At 50.8% G+C, this 16343-nt stretch carries 17 protein-coding genes; 5 read left to right on the forward strand and 12 right to left on the reverse strand.

The genetic code is table 11. The annotated features are described in order from the left end of the window. Together J4614_RS02630 and J4614_RS02635 are read right to left on the reverse strand one after the other, a co-directional pair. Nucleotides 1-1191 (reverse strand): sugar transporter, encoded by a 1191-nt coding sequence (locus J4614_RS02630; protein ID WP_000154613.1) that lies wholly within the window; start codon nucleotides 1189-1191, stop codon nucleotides 1-3. A gap of 115 nt (nucleotides 1192-1306) precedes the next feature. Further along, on the reverse strand, nucleotides 1307-2179 hold the full coding sequence (locus tag J4614_RS02635) for a LysR family transcriptional regulator (protein ID WP_000366539.1): 873 nt from the start codon (nucleotides 2177-2179) through the stop codon (nucleotides 1307-1309). Between the two features lie 102 nt (nucleotides 2180-2281). Between J4614_RS02635 and sad the strand changes: the two genes are divergently transcribed. The 4 genes from sad (at nucleotide 2282) to J4614_RS02655 (ending at nucleotide 6199) form a co-directional block, all read left to right on the forward strand. After that, nucleotides 2282-3670, forward strand: a complete 1389-nt coding sequence (gene sad / locus J4614_RS02640) for a succinate-semialdehyde dehydrogenase (protein WP_001522569.1) — start codon at nucleotides 2282-2284, stop codon at nucleotides 3668-3670. A 72-nt stretch (nucleotides 3671-3742) separates the two neighbouring features. Then, nucleotides 3743-4669 carry a glutaminase B gene (gene glsB / locus J4614_RS02645; RefSeq protein WP_000090081.1) on the forward strand — a complete coding sequence of 309 codons (927 nt, stop codon included), beginning with the start codon at nucleotides 3743-3745 and terminating at the stop codon, nucleotides 4667-4669. Continuing rightward, nucleotides 4669-5028: a DUF4186 domain-containing protein gene (locus J4614_RS02650; RefSeq protein ID WP_000992447.1), complete on the forward strand. Its 360-nt coding sequence runs from the start codon at nucleotides 4669-4671 to the stop codon at nucleotides 5026-5028. Before glsB ends, J4614_RS02650 begins: the two co-directional genes overlap by 1 nt. A gap of 256 nt (nucleotides 5029-5284) precedes the next feature. Next, complete coding sequence (locus J4614_RS02655; protein ID WP_001562768.1) at nucleotides 5285-6199, forward strand: bestrophin family protein; 915 nt, start codon at nucleotides 5285-5287, stop codon at nucleotides 6197-6199. A 55-nt stretch (nucleotides 6200-6254) separates the two neighbouring features. On the opposite strand, the gene J4614_RS02660 is transcribed toward J4614_RS02655, so the two are convergent. After that, nucleotides 6255-6797: a nuclear transport factor 2 family protein gene (locus tag J4614_RS02660; RefSeq protein ID WP_000513120.1), complete on the reverse strand. Its 543-nt coding sequence runs from the start codon at nucleotides 6795-6797 to the stop codon at nucleotides 6255-6257. Between the two features lie 716 nt (nucleotides 6798-7513). On the opposite strand from J4614_RS02660, the gene ompC reads away from it, so the two are divergent. After that, the gene (gene ompC / locus J4614_RS02665) at nucleotides 7514-8632 is read left to right on the forward strand and encodes a porin OmpC (RefSeq protein WP_000758335.1); all 1119 of its coding nucleotides are present in this window, start codon (nucleotides 7514-7516) and stop codon (nucleotides 8630-8632) included. A 140-nt stretch (nucleotides 8633-8772) separates the two neighbouring features. Here ompC and hypA read toward each other — a convergent pair whose 3' ends face one another. From hypA to J4614_RS02710, 9 genes are read right to left on the reverse strand one after another with little or no spacing between them, the layout of a single operon-like run. Beyond that, on the reverse strand, nucleotides 8773-9114 hold the full coding sequence (hypA, locus tag J4614_RS02670; RefSeq protein WP_000544772.1) for a hydrogenase maturation nickel metallochaperone HypA: 342 nt from the start codon (nucleotides 9112-9114) through the stop codon (nucleotides 8773-8775). 12 nt (nucleotides 9115-9126) lie between these two features. Beyond that, nucleotides 9127-10014: an ATP/GTP-binding protein gene (locus J4614_RS02675; RefSeq protein ID WP_086776895.1), complete on the reverse strand. Its 888-nt coding sequence runs from the start codon at nucleotides 10012-10014 to the stop codon at nucleotides 9127-9129. Further along, nucleotides 10002-11063 carry a hydrogenase expression/formation C-terminal domain-containing protein gene (locus J4614_RS02680; RefSeq protein ID WP_086776896.1) on the reverse strand — a complete coding sequence of 354 codons (1062 nt, stop codon included), beginning with the start codon at nucleotides 11061-11063 and terminating at the stop codon, nucleotides 10002-10004. Before J4614_RS02680 ends, J4614_RS02675 begins: the two co-directional genes overlap by 13 nt. 17 nt (nucleotides 11064-11080) lie before the next feature. Further along, the gene (locus tag J4614_RS02685) at nucleotides 11081-11491 is read right to left on the reverse strand and encodes a hydrogenase (RefSeq protein ID WP_208293051.1); all 411 of its coding nucleotides are present in this window, start codon (nucleotides 11489-11491) and stop codon (nucleotides 11081-11083) included. Further along, nucleotides 11488-11787, reverse strand: a complete 300-nt coding sequence (gene hypC, locus J4614_RS02690) for a HypC/HybG/HupF family hydrogenase formation chaperone (protein ID WP_000334907.1) — start codon at nucleotides 11785-11787, stop codon at nucleotides 11488-11490. The genes J4614_RS02685 and hypC overlap by 4 nt, the downstream gene beginning before the upstream one ends. Next, nucleotides 11787-12395 carry a HyaD/HybD family hydrogenase maturation endopeptidase gene (gene hybD, locus J4614_RS02695; RefSeq protein ID WP_000852664.1) on the reverse strand — a complete coding sequence of 203 codons (609 nt, stop codon included), beginning with the start codon at nucleotides 12393-12395 and terminating at the stop codon, nucleotides 11787-11789. The genes hypC and hybD overlap by 1 nt, the downstream gene beginning before the upstream one ends. A gap of 5 nt (nucleotides 12396-12400) precedes the next feature. Next, the gene (gene cybH, locus J4614_RS02700) at nucleotides 12401-13144 is read right to left on the reverse strand and encodes a Ni/Fe-hydrogenase, b-type cytochrome subunit (protein ID WP_000924455.1); all 744 of its coding nucleotides are present in this window, start codon (nucleotides 13142-13144) and stop codon (nucleotides 12401-12403) included. Further along, nucleotides 13095-14897 carry a nickel-dependent hydrogenase large subunit gene (locus J4614_RS02705; protein WP_000331201.1) on the reverse strand — a complete coding sequence of 601 codons (1803 nt, stop codon included), beginning with the start codon at nucleotides 14895-14897 and terminating at the stop codon, nucleotides 13095-13097. The genes cybH and J4614_RS02705 overlap by 50 nt, the downstream gene beginning before the upstream one ends. A 2-nt stretch (nucleotides 14898-14899) precedes the next feature. Then, entirely contained in the window at nucleotides 14900-16003 is a 1104-nt protein-coding gene (locus tag J4614_RS02710; RefSeq protein WP_001194448.1) for a hydrogenase small subunit, read from the reverse strand. Between the last annotated feature and the right edge of the window lie 340 nt (nucleotides 16004-16343).

The following is a 16343-nucleotide window of genomic DNA, read 5'->3' on the forward strand; positions in this document are numbered from 1 at the left end:
TTAATGCGGTTGTTCTTCCAGCGTCACTGGCCATTTGCGGAATATGAGCACAGCCCATACCAGCGCGGCACAGGCGGGTATAGCGCCAATATAGCCGATGGCCGACATTGACCAGTGCAAACTCACCTGATTGCCTACCAGCGCGCCAGCGCCAATACCAATATTAAAGATGCCTGAAAATAGCGCCATTGCGACATCGGTCGCGTCCGGGGCCAGCGCCAGTACTTTCACCTGCATACCGAGCCCTATCACCATAATCGCGATGCCCCAGAAAATGCTCAGTATGGCCAGATGCGCTTCGCTATTCGCCGCAGGCAGCAGCAGAAGCAGACAGATAACCAGCAGGGCAATAGCGATACTGACGAGCGACGAGGCATGGCGATTACCCAGTTTACCAAACACAAGGCTGCCGATGATCCCGGCGCCGCCGAGGATCAGTAACAGGACGGTAGCAAAATTCGCACTGAGCCCGGCGACATTCTGAACGAACGGTTCAATATAGCTATAAGCGGTGTAATGCGCAGTCACCACAACGACGGTCAGTACATAGAGGCTCATCAGCGCCGGGCGCCGGAATAGCAAAGGTAAACTTTTTAGTGAGCCGGAATGCTCGCTCGGCAATTTCGGTAGAAGCTTAATCAGACATAGCAGCGTAATTAATGCGCCCATGCCGATGGCAAAAAAGGTGGTGCGCCAGCCAAAATACTGACCAACAACGCGACCTATCGGCAGCCCAAGCACCATGGCCAACGCGGTGCCGGTCGCTATCAGACTTAATGCCTGAGCGCGTTTCCCGGCAGGGGCCAGGCGGATCGCCAGCGAGGCGGTTATCGACCAGAAAATAGCGTGGGCGAAAGCGATGCCAATACGGCTAATGACCAGCACGGTAAAGTTCCATGCCAGAAAGGAGAGCACATGGCTGGCAATAAACAAAACAAACAGACAAATGAGTAGCTTACGGCGCTCCATTTGACTGGTAAGAAGCATAAAAGGCAGCGACATGACGGCAACTACCCAGGCGTAAATGGTTAGCATGATGCCGACCTGCGCGGTTTGCATATGAAAGCTTTCAGCAATGTCTGATAGCAAACCAACCGGCACAAATTCTGTGGTATTGAAAATAAAAGCGGCAATAGCAAGCGTAACTACCCGTAGCCACGCGACCTTGCGGGAAACTGGATTGATTGTCATAAAAATATTTCGGGTTAGTTGCGAGAAGGTGAGGCCGCGATCTTAAAACGTTTACTGGCGAAAAGACAATCATTTTGTGACCTGCTTCTCATTTACTTCGCAGGCCGTTTCGTCTTCAGTCGACGCTCGCCAGTTGGGCGTTAAGTAACTCGATAAAGGCCTCAAGCTGGCGCGTCATCGCCCCGCGCCGCCACATTAGCCAGGTGTTAAGCCAGCGCCACTTCTCCGCCAACGGCCAGGCTTCCACCTGATGATGTCCTGGCATACTGTTGAGCATACTTGCTGGCATCAGCGCAATACCTGCGCCGGCAATTACGCACGCCAACATTCCATGATATGACTCCATTTCGTGAATCGTACCGGGGGTCGCGCCATCGGCATGAAACCAGCTTTCGAAATGCCGTCGGTAAGAACAGTTGGCGCGAAAAGCATAGATGTTATAACCATTCACCTCGCTGGCCCGCGAAACGACGGAATGGCCGTGTGGCGCGACGATCATCATCTCTTCCTGGTAAGCCGGTATACCTTCCAGCCCCGGATGCATTAGCGGGCCATCAATAAAGGCGGCGTTCAGCTTTCCCTCGAGCACGCCATCCAGCATGGCGCCGGAAGGACCGGTCGTTAACGCGAACTGAATTTTAGGGTAACGCTGGTTATAACCCGCCAGCAGCGCGGGGATACGTACGGCGGCAGTACTTTCTAACGCGCCGAGTGAAAACAGTCCTTGCGGTTCCTCTCCGGCAACCACCATGCGGGCTTCATCGACCAGCGCCAGGATCTGCTGGCTGTAACGTAAAAAGTTATGCCCGGCTGGTGACAGCCTGAGTCGCTGGTTTTCGCGAATAAACAGAGAGACGCCCAGGTCGGCTTCAAGCTGGCGGATACGCGTGGTCAGGTTGGACGGAACGCGGTGCACTTTTGCCGCCGCCTGCGTAATGCTGCCCGTCAGAGCGACAGCGTTAAACATTTCCAGTTGCGTCAGGTCCATGGTTTTCTCAATTCGTGAATAGTCTGGTTAATATTATTCATTTTTCAGAAAGGGTAAAGGGCGTCATGATGGTACAACTCCCCTGATAACGAGAGAAAGAACATGACCATGATGACTGCAACACAGGCGTTATCCGTGAATCCTGCGACCGGCCAGACGCTGGCGGCAATGCCCTGGGCTAACGCGCAAGAGATTGAACATGCGCTGAGTCTGGCGGCGAGCGGTTTCAAAAAGTGGAAATTGACATCGGTAGCGCAACGGGCGCAAACATTACGCGATATTGGTCAGGCGCTTCGCGCTCATGCAGAAGAGATGGCGCAATGTATTACGCGTGAAATGGGTAAACCCATAAAGCAGGCGCGTGCGGAAGTGACGAAATCCGCCGCGTTATGCGACTGGTATGCGGAACATGGCCCGGCAATGCTGAATCCTGAGCCTACGCTGGTAGAAAATCAGCAGGCGGTGATTGAATACCGTCCGCTGGGCGTCATTCTGGCGATAATGCCGTGGAATTTTCCTTTATGGCAGGTGTTACGCGGGGCAGTGCCGATACTGTTGGCGGGGAATAGCTACTTGTTAAAACATGCGCCCAATGTCACGGGTTGCGCGCAGATGATAGCCCGAATCTTGACGGAAGCCGGTACTCCTGCTGGCGTCTATGGATGGGTGAACGCCAATAATGAGGGCGTGAGTCAGATGATTAACGATCCGCGAATCGCGGCGGTGACGGTGACCGGTAGCGTGCGCGCCGGCGCGGCGATTGGCGCTCAGGCTGGGGCGGCGCTGAAAAAGTGCGTACTGGAACTGGGTGGCTCGGATCCGTTTATTGTACTCAATGATGCCGATCTCGAACTGGCGGTAAAAGCCGCGGTTGCAGGACGCTATCAAAACACCGGACAAGTCTGCGCCGCCGCCAAACGTTTTATTGTCGAAGAGGGCATTGCGCAGGCGTTTACCGATCGTTTTGTGGCGGCTGCCGCAGCATTAAAGATGGGTGATCCTCTGGTTGAAGAGAATGACCTGGGGCCGATGGCGCGCTTTGATCTGCGTGATGAACTCCATCAACAGGTGCAGGCTTCCGTCGCCGAAGGTGCACGGCTACTGTTGGGCGGCGAGAAAATCGCCGGGGAGGGCAACTATTATGCCGCGACCGTTCTGGCGGATGTCACACCTGACATGACGGCATTTCGTCAGGAACTTTTTGGGCCCGTTGCCGCCATTACCGTTGCAAAAGATGCGGCGCACGCCCTCGCGCTGGCGAATGACAGTGAGTTTGGCCTGTCGGCGACGATCTTTACCGCCGACGATACGCTGGCCGCGGAGATGGCGGCGCGTCTTGAGTGCGGCGGGGTATTCATTAATGGGTACAGCGCCAGCGATGCGCGTGTGGCATTCGGCGGGGTGAAGAAAAGCGGCTTCGGTCGTGAGCTTTCGCACTTTGGTTTACACGAATTTTGTAATGTGCAGACCGTCTGGAAGAACCGCGTCTAATCGCCCTGACGTCGCGTGGCGCCCTCTGCTATACTCGCAGGCCTTTTCAGACCTGCGAGCAAGGAGCATGTTGTGGCCAGGGCCATGGATAATGCAATTTTAGAGACGATTTTACAGCGCGTTCGCCCCCTCATTGGCCAGGGCAAAGTCGCTGACTATATTCCGGCATTAGCGTCCGTCGAGGGTTCAAAGCTGGGGATAGCGATTTGTACCGTGGACGGGCAGCATTATCAGGCGGGCGATGCGCACGAACGCTTCTCTATTCAGTCTATTTCGAAAGTGCTTAGTCTGGTGGTGGCGATGCGTCATTATCCGGAAGAGGAGATCTGGCAGCGCGTCGGAAAAGATCCTTCCGGCTCGCCGTTCAATTCGTTGGTTCAGTTAGAGATGGAACAAGGCATCCCGCGTAATCCATTTATTAATGCGGGCGCGCTGGTGGTATGCGACATGTTGCAAGGCCGGCTTAGCGCGCCGCGTCAGCGGATGCTGGAAGTTGTGCGCGCGCTTTGCGGCGTATCGGATATTACGTATGACGCTACGGTCGCGCGCTCTGAATTTGAGCATTCCGCCCGTAACGCCGCAATTGCCTGGCTGATGAAATCATTCGGTAATTTTCATCATGATGTGCCTACCGTGTTGCAAAATTACTTCCACTACTGTGCGTTGAAAATGAGCTGCATGGAACTGGCGAGGACGTTTGTCTTTCTGGCGAATCAGGGCGAGGCGTTTCATCTCGACGAGCCGGTAGTTACCCCCATGCAGGCCCGGCAGATTAATGCGCTAATGGCGACCAGCGGTATGTATCAGAATGCCGGAGAGTTTGCCTGGCGGGTGGGATTGCCCGCTAAGTCCGGCGTGGGCGGCGGTATTGTCGCCATTGTGCCGCATGAAATGGCGATTGCCGTCTGGAGTCCGGAGCTGGATCCTGCGGGAAACTCTCTGGCAGGTATCGCCGCGCTTGAACAATTAACACAAACGTTAGGACGTTCGGTATACTGATGAATGCGCTTGAACCGCTCTTTGCCCGCCTGGCGCGATCGACATTTCGTTCGCGTTTTCGTCTCGGGATAAAAGAAAGACAATATTGCTGGGATAAAGGCGCGGAGGTAATTGATAAACACGCCGCCGATTTCATCGCCCAGCGACTGGCGCCAGCTCACCCGGCGAATGATGGTAAGCAAACGCCGATGCGGGGCCATCCGGTATTTATCGCGCAACATGCGACGGCAACCTGCTGTCGCGGGTGCCTGGCGAAGTGGCACCAGATACCTCAGGGAGAACCGCTGAGCGAAGCGCAGCAACAGTATATTGTCAACGTTATCCATTACTGGCTGGTCATACAAATGAATCAGCGGTAGGGCAGTGCGTCGTTGCTGACGCTTTCCCCGATAAAACACCCTATACCACTGATAGCAGCCGTTGACCGTCATATATCTCATGTGCTGAAATGTCTTTTTAGTTACAACATACATTTGGTTGTTTTTTTTTCAACGCCTATCAGCACTGTGCAAAAAAATGTTCTACAGGGCAGGGAACCCGTGTATCGCCAGAAGCTTGCAACCTTGATCTGGATCACGTTTAATGACAGTGCTTTTTCACCTGCTGAAGATAATCATGATCGTTAGACCACAACAGCACTGGATTCGCCTGATATTTGTCTGGCATGGTTCCGTGTTATCTAAAATCTTTTCACGACTACTCCTTAACTTTCTTCTTTCTATCGCCGTTATTATCATGCTGCCCTGGTACACAATGCTGGGTATTAAGTTTACCCTTGCGCCGTTTAGCATACTGGGCGTCGCTATCGCCATTTTTCTGGGGTTTCGCAATAATGCCTGTTATGCGCGTTACGTCGAAGCCCGACATTTGTGGGGGCAGTTGATGATCGCTTCACGCTCAATACTGCGAGAGGTGAAAACAACCTTGCCTGATGAACGCGGTATCGAGGATTTTGTTCGGTTACAAATCGCTTTTGCCCACTGTTTGCGTATGACATTGCGTCGACAGCCTCAAACGCAAGTTCTGGGAAACTATCTTGACCAGGAGGCGTTACAGAAAGTTGTCGCTTCCCATTCCCCCGCTAACCGTATCTTATTGCTGATGGGAGAGTGGCTGGCGATTCGCCGCCGCAGCGGAAAGCTTTCCGATATTTTATTTCATAGCCTCAACAACCGCTTAAATGATATGTCGTCAGTATTGGCCGGCTGTGAGCGCATCGCCAATACGCCGGTGCCTTTTGCCTATACGTTAATTTTGCATCGTACAGTTTATCTTTTCTGCATTATGTTGCCATTTGCACTGGTGGTTGATCTGCACTATATGACGCCGTTTATTTCGGTGCTTATTTCTTATACGTTTATCGCGCTGGATGCGTTGGCGGAAGAGTTGGAAGATCCGTTCGGTACTGAAAATAATGATTTACCGCTGGATGCGATATGCAATGCGATAGAAATCGATTTACTGCAAATGAATGATGAAAGGGATATTCCGGCAAAACGGATACCGGATAAGCACTATCAACTGACCTGAGATCGTCTTAACTGGCGCAGAATGTTCATCTGCGCCATAACCTGAAGAGCAAAGCTTAATAGCCTTCTCCAACGCCGGTTTTAGCTGGACCGGAGTAGTGGACATGAACGATTCGCCATCCTGTGTTTGGTATCTTCGCCCACACCTGGCTTTCGCGGCCTGCCGTGTGTTGAGTCTGCCCATTATCACGGCGTACCGCGGTAAAATGCCAGTCGAACTCTGCAACGGCGGCATTGCCATACACATGAATAGCAGGGGGAGCGTCCAGTTTTAATGTGCGTTTGCTGAAGGTTTTACCCATAGTGGTGCCATAAAAATTTTCAGCGATCTGCGACCATCCGCGTTCGTGACCGCGTGGATGAATAAAACTGGTTTCCGGTGAAACATAAAAGAGCTGCTTGCCTAACGTTGGGTCTGCCTTATCTATTGAATAAAGGTAGCGGTTAATACCTTCTGTAATTTCTTGTTTAACGGTCGACGTAGCTTCATTTTGTGCGGCGGTTGGCGTTGCCGCTGATGCCGATGACGCCATCAGAGTTAACGTTATTGCGGCGGCCGAAAACAATAGTGACGTTTTTTGCATAATAGTTATACCCATATGGTCTGTTTTTGAGACGCTTTATCTTTCCTGTTACGTTCACCTTTATACTAAAGGAGCATGGCTCACGAACAATAAAAAACATCCTTCTATAAAATTACCCCGAAAAGGGAGTAGTGCAATTAAGAATATCGTATTTGTTTGTAACGGCATGACTCAAAATATCAACATTTAGAGTTTCAGTATTGTTGTTGTCCCTTGATTTGTTTTTGTATTTATTACCGCTGGTAAATAGTTAATCTTATGAATAGTGATACAAAAATGACCGTTTGCGCTATGTGATAATTAACCATAGTAAAAATACACGAAGCGAAGAAGTGCTATTTCAGTAGTACTGATATTTTCATAACGCTAATTTAAAAATAAATGTAAACGTAACAAATTATACACAAAAATAAGAAGGGCTGTGGCCTCAACTGACTTGATTATGATTCCGTCTTACCGAATGTCAGCCTGGTGTTCAGTGCCGTTCTCGCCCTGGCATCCCCGACCGTAAGCCAGTTCTCTACTGGTAACCTCTTTGTTATTACAGCAGAAAACAGGGCATATCATTGATGTAGCCATGCTTAACTTGCATTTTAACATCACTAATACATAGCAAGCTAATATTACACTTTGAAACTTAACGCACGGTAATTGTTAGTGATATTGTCCTGGACAGTTCCGCGAGCAGGCTTTGCGGAAAGTCCAAAAATAAGACAAATAAGGCATATAAAATGAAAAAAGTAGTGGTGTTATCTGCGGTAGCCGCAGCCGTAATGATGGCTGGAGCCGCCAATGCAGCAGAAATCTATAACAAGGATGGCAATAAACTGGATTTGTATGGCAAGGTCGACGGCCTGCATTATTTTTCCAGTAATCATAGTACGGATGGCGATCAATCTTATATCCGTATGGGTATTAAAGGCGAGACTCAAATTACCGATCAACTAACCGGTTTTGGACAGTGGGAGTATCAGGTCAACGCCAATCGTCCGGAAGATGGTGACTCCAGCGGTTCCCCGCAAAGCTGGACGCGTCTCGGTTTTGCTGGTTTAGCATTTGCCGATATGGGGTCTGTTGATTATGGTCGTAACTATGGCGTGTTATACGACATTGGTTCATGGACTGACGTACTGCCTGAATTTGGTAATGATTCGTATGAAGCTTCCGATAATTTTATGACCGGACGCGCGAATGGCGTTCTGACTTATCGCAATAATGATTTCTTTGGTCTGGTTGATGGTCTGAATATTGCGTTGCAGTATCAGGGTAAAAATGACGGCCTGTCGAAAGAAGGCGATCCTTTAAGTAATAATGCCAGAAAAAGTATCGCGTACCAGAATGGCGATGGTTTCGGGGCATCAGCGACATATGATTTGGGCATGGGGGTGAGCCTGGGGGCAGCCTATACCAGTTCCAAACGCACGCTTGATCAGATGACGCAAGATAAATACGACAATGGCGACCGCGCTGAAGCCTGGACTGGCGGCGTGAAGTATGATGCCAATAATATTTACCTGGCGGCAAACTACACCCGTACTTATGATATGACCTATATGGGCGATACATTGGGCGGCTTTGCACATAAAACCGATAACTGGGAAATGGTAGGGCAATATCAATTTGATAATGGCTTACGCCCGTCACTGGCGTTCCTGCAATCCAGAGCCAATGATGTTGATGGACTGGGTTCGTTCGACCTTGTGAAATATATTGATGTGGGTTCCTACTACTACTTCAATAAAAATATGTCCGCGTATGTTGACTACAAAATCAATCTGCTAAAAGATGGCAACCCATCGAATCCTAATACAGACAACACCGTGGCGCTCGGCTTAGTCTACGAGTTTTGATAAAACTTGCTGATTAAGACAGTTTAGGGATACCCTCCTTTTCCCAAAACTGTGTCACTGCTTAACCTTTATTATTGTTAATTTATTCTTTTATTATTTCAGGACGCTTCTGGCGTCCTTTTTTATTGACTATTCGTTGACTATTCGACTTCGATCTCGCGAATGCGCATTCTGCTACTGTCATCTATCTGCACTTTGCCTGAATGACAAAAGGGACAACAGAGTGTGGATGTTTGAGAGGTGAAGGGTTGATTACAGGACAGACACCAACCTTGCGCCGGTGCGATAGTAATGTGGAAACGCGCATTGTCAGCAAGGGTATGACGAGCGGCGACGTCCAGGCCAAAATGCAGCGCCGGCACCTCAACACAGGCCATAACGCCAATCTCCAGCCAGACTTGCTTTACCTTGCTGAACTGGTGATTTACTGCCTGTTCCTCCAGCAATTCGATAATATTTTGCGCCAGGGCTAATTCATGCATGGGCCAGCTCCTTCATTCAACAATATTTACGGCGACACAAGGATCAATTACCTGTAACTGTTGCGACCACAATGAGAGCGGAATAGTGGCCAGTTCGCGAGCAATGACACCGTCAGGTTGGGCGTGACGTGTGGTAGGCGAGATAATACGGTAATCAAGAATATTGCCTGACGTCGTCAGTCTGGCCTGATGAACTAACCATCCTCGCGCGGTTTCCACTACCGCTATTTTCCATTCGCCATCATCAAAACGATTCCAGCGCAGGGTGGGAAGGGCGCTCAAACTTCGGGCGAGCGTAATGCAGCGGGCCAGCAGACGTAGCGCAGTCGTTTTACCGCTAAGACAACAGGCTGACAGCAGCGGATATTCGATAGCCAGAGGCGAGACATCCAGGGGACCAGGGGTTATTAACGTATGGTCCGGGGACGATGCCATCGGTAGTGTAGGTGTAATGATATTCTGTACTGCCGCCAACCAGCGGGCGGTTTCAGAACGCTCTTGCAAAAACCAGGCTTCCCAGCCCTTTACGCCAGCGGCAAGCCAGGTCTGAGGATCATCGTCAAAAAAGATTGTGCTTGCCAGCGGGGATAACTCTCCGCGACGTAACAACGCCCATTCTTCAGCGGTTGCCTGTCGGTGGCTAAACAGGGGGAGCCAGTCAGTCAACGCGCGACGGAGCGTTTCTCGCGCCAGCTCTTGTTGTGCGGCCTGCATATCTGGCTTCTTTTCAGGAAACAACAGTAAAGCCGCCGCCGCGCTGTGCGCCTGAGCGCACAACGTAAACAAACGTGAAATAAGCGTTTTTGCGTATACCGGCGTTGCGCCCTGTAACAAACGACCGATCGGCGCCTCCTGCCAGATAATCCGTAGCGGGTGAGAATAGACGGTCAATCTTTGCACGAACTATTACCTTCATCGATCACCATAAACCCGGACTTACTGGTTTCGCAAACCGGACAGCACCAGTAATCAGGTAACTGGCTGAAGGGCACACCGGGTGGAATTTGCCATACGTCATCGCCCAGCGCAGGGTCGTAAACCCACCAACATACTTTGCACTCCATGCGCACCACTGGCTCATTTTCTGTAACCGGGTATTCTTTCAACCATTCCAACGTATTTTTTAGCCCCGCGTAGGCATCTTCGATATCATCGATGCCTGCAACGGCGATATCAGGAATGTCCGCTATCTCAATCATATCTTGCAGTAATGTGTTCATATCATTGAAATAATTGACCCGCCATACGCCGGGAAAATGCGTGCTTACAATCCGGCATTTACCATATCCGCGTGAAAAAATAGCGCTACAGCCTTCGCCTAAAAAATGCTCCAGATACTCGCGATCGGCATCGTTTACTGGCAACAGCGTTAAGTTAATGATATGCGGCTCTTTTACCGGCTGTTTTACGCGCTCGGCTATTTCATGCGCGATAAAGGCGCCATTCATCAGTCCCGCCGGTTGTGGCGGCAATTCTGGCGTAATCGTCGGCTGCGGATGCGTCTGCCAGATGCTCTCCGGGATCGGGCCAATGATGATTTCATCGGCAACCCGTTGCTGGTCAGCGTTATATTCACGTACACGCCAGACGCCCGTAAAAACCGTCTCCTGAATACGCTGTTCTTTTCCATCGGGTAATAGTACCCGGGCGGATATTTCACCTTCGCCGAGCAGTTGATCCAACAAACCGCTATTCTGTTGTTCAGTGGCATTCAGCTTATAGCTCAGGGGAAAGGGGAGCGTTGCCACCGGGTTATCCATATCGCGAATAAGCGTAGTCAGGATGTGTCTGGCAACACGAAGCTCAGCGGGCAGCGCCTGTTCCGGTAAAACCGGCGTCAGTGGGAGATTAATGCCGGCGGGGATAGGAAGAAAGTTAAAGTCTTCCTCTTCTGGCTGCGAGCCTGGTCCGGCAATATTAACGACTGGAATAGTTCTGGAATGATTCACGTGTGTTACCTTTCATTCTATTGCGTCATAACGGGAATATCCTGACGATAGCCCGGTGTGGTCAGCAATGCGGCCACCCGCTGAGAGTATTCTTGCCAGCTATATAATCCCGCCAGACTGCCGACAAAACGGTGCTGGCGAAAGAAAAGCAGCGCCGGATATTTCAGAATGCGATACTCCCGGGCGATCAGATCACTCTGTTCGCTATCCGCAAATGCCGCGGTATAAGACGTCGCCGGAAATTGCTTGAGGATCTCCGGGATAATGACCCAACTGTCGGCGACTTCCGGATGTTTGTTGGGGTCGCTTTGCAGCAAAACCAGCAGAGTCGGATGCGCATTAATCAACGACGGGAGCGTTTGCGCATCGGTAACCAGAAAGCCTTTATCCGCCAGTGGACAAACAGGATTTTGGGGTGAGATAGTCATTTTTTTAAATGCTCCGGTAATTCAGGCGTGCGAGACAATAAATCGGCAAAACCGGTCAGCGGATCGCTTTGCGTAAGCATGGCCTGTTCCAGCGAGTCCAGCGCCGCCAGTACCTCAACGGCTTCCGCTTCGTCCATTTCTCGTCGTGCTGCGCCGCCAAATGTCAGCAGCCATGCGCCTGCTAAGGGGGGAGCCACAAGCCGAATATCAACGTCGATAAGCTCGCCATGTCGGTCGCGGCATTTGGCGAACCACTGACCGGGTGAAATAACCTGCACAGGAACGCCGATACACATTATGATTTCTCTCTCTGTAGCACCCGAATATCGCCGACCCGGCAGGCGCTTTGCGCATCTGGCCGTTCATCTTCGTAGCGTTCCATACACAGGCTGTAATGATTGAGCCTTTCAGTGGGCAAGGCCGCTGAAGAGGCGGTGATACCCCATTGCGCCAGCACTTCCTGCGCAAGATAGACCGCAGGCATCAGTTGCGCCTTTACCTGCGGCGTAAGACTTCCGCCATAGTCATCCAGACATTCCGGCTGCACGCCAATCAGCACAATCTCCGATAACTGGCCGCCGGTTAATTGCAGCAATGCCAGCACTTCAGAAAAACTGGTCTGATGTAAACTGAGTTTTTTCGCCGTCAGATAGGCGGGAACCTGTTCATCACGAAACATCGCCAGCGAACCTGGCGCCATACCAAAATCGATAGCATCCATGATTAACAGTTTTTCGGTCTGTTGCAGCCAGGGCAGCAGCGCCAGTCCCTGCGTACCGCCATCAACAACGTCAACTTTCTCGTTATCGGCATACTGTTCAAACAGCTTTTCCGCCGCTCTGACGCCGAACCCTTCATCTGCCCAAAGCAGGTTGCCAAGCCCTAAGATTGTTACTTCTGCCATTGTTATCACCTGAACCAGCGCCAGCCGCTTATCATGACGGAAATCACGCTTTGTCGGCTCATAATGTCTTCGCGGATAGCGGTATAAACATGCGCAATGACGAAGGCGATAATGAACCACATGCCCAGCCGGTGCCAGAAATGTAGCGCGAGGCTATCGTTGCCAGTCAGGCGAATCATCCAGCCAAACCATTGATACGCCCAACTGTCTGTTCCAAGTCCTTCGCCATAGAGCGCAAAGCCGCTACACACCATCAGTACGGACATCCAGAAATAGAACATTACCGCCAGTCCCGCTACCGGATTATGTCCATAGTAACGATGGGCCTCTTTTTCGAGGAAAAAATACCAGCGGATTTCGCTGATAACGCCTTTACGCCAGGCGCGGCGCCAGAACGGAACCAGAAACATCTCCCTGGCGTACTCATTGCCGACACATGCCCAGTAAATACGAAACAGCAGCGCGACAGTAAAAATATACGCCGTGGTAAAATGGATCAGTCGTATCCAGCCCATCCAAAACATAAAGGTCGCTTCACCTTGAATCGATGGCAGGGGGTGGCCAATGAAATATCCTGTAACAGCCAGGACGACAATGGATAACGCCGTGATCCAGTGCCATAAACGGACCGGCGCTTCATAGATATAGTACCCCTGGCTGGTTATTTCTTTGAGATGCATTGAGACCTCCGAATCGTCGTCATCGTACCTGAACCCTGACCAGCTCCCCTCCATGATTATCAATAACATGGGTGGAGCAGGCCAGGCAGGGATCGAAGCTGTGCAGAGTACGTAAAATCTCCAATGGTTGATCGGGAACGGCGAGTTTAGTCCCCATTAACGCCGCTTCGTACGCGCCAATTTGACCTTTATCGTCACGTGGCCCGGCATTCCAGGTTGTCGGTACCACACACTGATAGCTGTCGATTTTCTGATTTTCAATTTTTATCCAGTGGCCCAGCGCGCCGCGCGGCGCCTCGCTGAAACCAACGCCTTTTGTCGATGTAGGCCAGGTATCGGGTTCCCAGAGCGTGACGTTTGCCGTCGCCGTATCGCCGGACTTGAGGTTACGCATCAGACGATCGAAGAAATATTGCAGCGTATTGCCTGCCCATACGGATTCCAGCGCACGCGCGGCAGTACGCCCTAATGTAGAAAAGAGCGCTTCTTTAGGCAGCTTTAATACACTAAGCAGTTGATCCACGGGTTCTTTAAATTCCGGTTTATTTTGATGATATCCAATCAGATAACGCGCCAGCGGACCTACCTCCATCGCATGTCCCTTCCAGCGCGGCGATTTAATCCATGAATATTTAGCGGACTCATCCACCTGTTCGATAAAGGTTTTTGTGCCTTTATAGTGTTCGCCCATGACCAGTTGCGGTTCGGTCAGACCATCCCAAGGATGCAGGCCCTTATCGTTATTGCCGTTACCATAGGTATACCAGGAGTGAGTGACAAACTCCTGAATCTCATCGGGGGCGGTTAAATCGACAGGATGAATTTCGTCGAAACGACCGTTAATGATAGCCCCACGCGGAAGCAGAAGATTACTGGCGGAATAATCGTTAGGGTTATCCGGAAACTCGCCATAAGCCAGCAGGTTCATGCTCGATAACCCGCCGCCGATTTTTGCCCAGTCTTTGTAATAACTGGCAATCAGCAAGACGTCCGGAAGATAAACCTGTTCGCAGAACTGGCGAGCTTTTTGGATGATGGAACTGACAAGGTTCAGGCGTTCCATATTCACTGCGCCGACCGCGCCCGTTTCGTCAAGGTTGATGGCGCAAGGAACGCCGCCCACCAGCCAGTTAGGATGCGGGTTTTTACCACCGAAAACGGTGTGAATTTTTACGATCTCTTTTTGAAAATCGAGCGCTTCAAGATAGTGGGCGACCGCCAGCAAATTGGCTTCCGGCGGAAGTTTCATCGCCGGATGTCCCCAGTAGCCATTACGGAAAGGGCCAAGTTGACCGGACTCGATAAACCGCTTCAGTCGATTTTGCAAATCGCGGAAATATCCCGGCGAGGATAGCGGCCATGCGGAAAGGCTTTGCGCGATGGCGGAGGTCTGATGCGGGTCGGCTTTCAGGGCGGCAACTACATCGACCCAGTCCAGCGCGTGCAGATGATAAAAATGCACCAGGTGATCGTGAACGTGTAGCGTAGCCTGCATCATATTACGGATACAGTTTGCGTTGTCCGGAATCGCGATTCCCAGCGCATTTTCTACGGCACGGATTGAGGTCAGAGCGTGTGTACCGGTGCAGACGCCGCAAATGCGTTCAACGAATGCCCAGGCGTCTCGCGGATCGCGACCTTTCAGGATAACCTCCAGGCCGCGCCACATGGTGCCGGTCGACACGGCGTTAGTAATGACATTATTACTGTCGATATTCACTTCGCAACGCATATGCCCTTCGATGCGAGTAACCGGATCGACCACAATTCGCCGTCCGCTATTGTCCAGCGTAAAACCCTGAGTCTGATAAGGATATGCCATAATTATTTTTTCTCTTCCGGAGCGTTTTCTGATGACGTGTTGTTTTTATTGCGGGCATGTTTTATGGCGCTCACCGTGGCGTGAGCGATGGCGGCAGCGCCCGCGACGCCAGCAACGCCCAGTCCGATTTTATCGGCGGTAGCCTCAATGCCGGTTTGCGGAATGCCCGTTGCCCGGCTGTAAAAAGAACCGTAATCCCAGAATCCATCTTCCGAACATCCGAGGCATCCATGACCTGACTGGATAGGAAAAGACACGCCATCATTCCAGCGAACGGTTGAACAGGCGTTATAGGTGGTCGGGCCTTTACAGCCCATCTTGTACAGGCAATACCCTTTTCTGGCGCCTTCGTCATCCCACGCTTCCACAAACTGACCGGCATCGAAATGCGCGCGTCGGTAACATTTGTCATGAATTCGCTGGCCATAAAACATTTTTGGTCGTCCAAGACGATCAAGGGGAGGGATGCGATCAAATGCCAGCATATAGGTGATAACGGCGGACATCACTTCAGGTATAGGCGGGCAGCCTGGCACTTTAATAATGGGTTTATCGGTAATTAATTTGTGAACCGGCGTGGCTTTAGTTGGGTTGGGACGGGCTGCCTGCACGCAGCCCCATGATGCGCAGGACCCCCAGGCGATAATCGCTTTAGCATCCGCGCTGACGCGTTTTAACTTCTCCAGGAACGGCTCGCCAGCCAGTATGCAAAACATCCCATCTTCATTCAGCGGCGCGTTACCTTCCACGGCAACGATATAATTTCCTTTGTACTCGCGCATCACATCCGCCAACGCCTGCTCGGCTTGTTGCCCTGCGGCGGCCATAATGGTGTCGTCATAATCCAGGGAAATGAGCGACAGAATGGCATCTTTTGCCAGCGGGTGCGCAGAGCGAATGAAAGATTCGGTACAACAGGTACATTCAAGACCATGCAGCCATATCACAGGCGTACGCGGTTTATTCTCCAGGGCATAAGCTATCTGAGGAATCATTGAACTGCTCAGGCCTAAAGACGTTGCGGTAAGGCTGCAAAACTTGAGGAAGCTACGCCTTGTCACGCCGTGTCTACGCATAACTTGATAAAATGTATCTTGTGTTTGCATAACGTTTATCCCAAACCACTATAGTTAGTGTGGGCATCATATGTTGCATTTCTTGTCTTTCTCAACGTGTTTTAGTAGCAATTATGTTTCTAATTCGTAACAACCGATTACATGTGTGCTACTCACATTCCTCAAAAACATAAATTAATTTAATGTTATTGGTGATGTGGAGTAAATATAGCGTTGTGAAGGTATCTCTTAATGTTGATAAGATTTATTTATAACATGATGGGATTTTTTTAAATGGTCACACGGATAACGCGTTTCATATTAGTTCGCTGTGTTTAACTCTCCTTTAAACCCGTCAGTTAAATTTATTAGCTTGTAAAATAAGATCACA

This window comes from Salmonella sp. 32031103-2018-00083-FB-01-SM-01, assembly GCF_017571995.1.
GTDB lineage: Bacteria > Pseudomonadota > Gammaproteobacteria > Enterobacterales > Enterobacteriaceae > Salmonella > Salmonella enterica.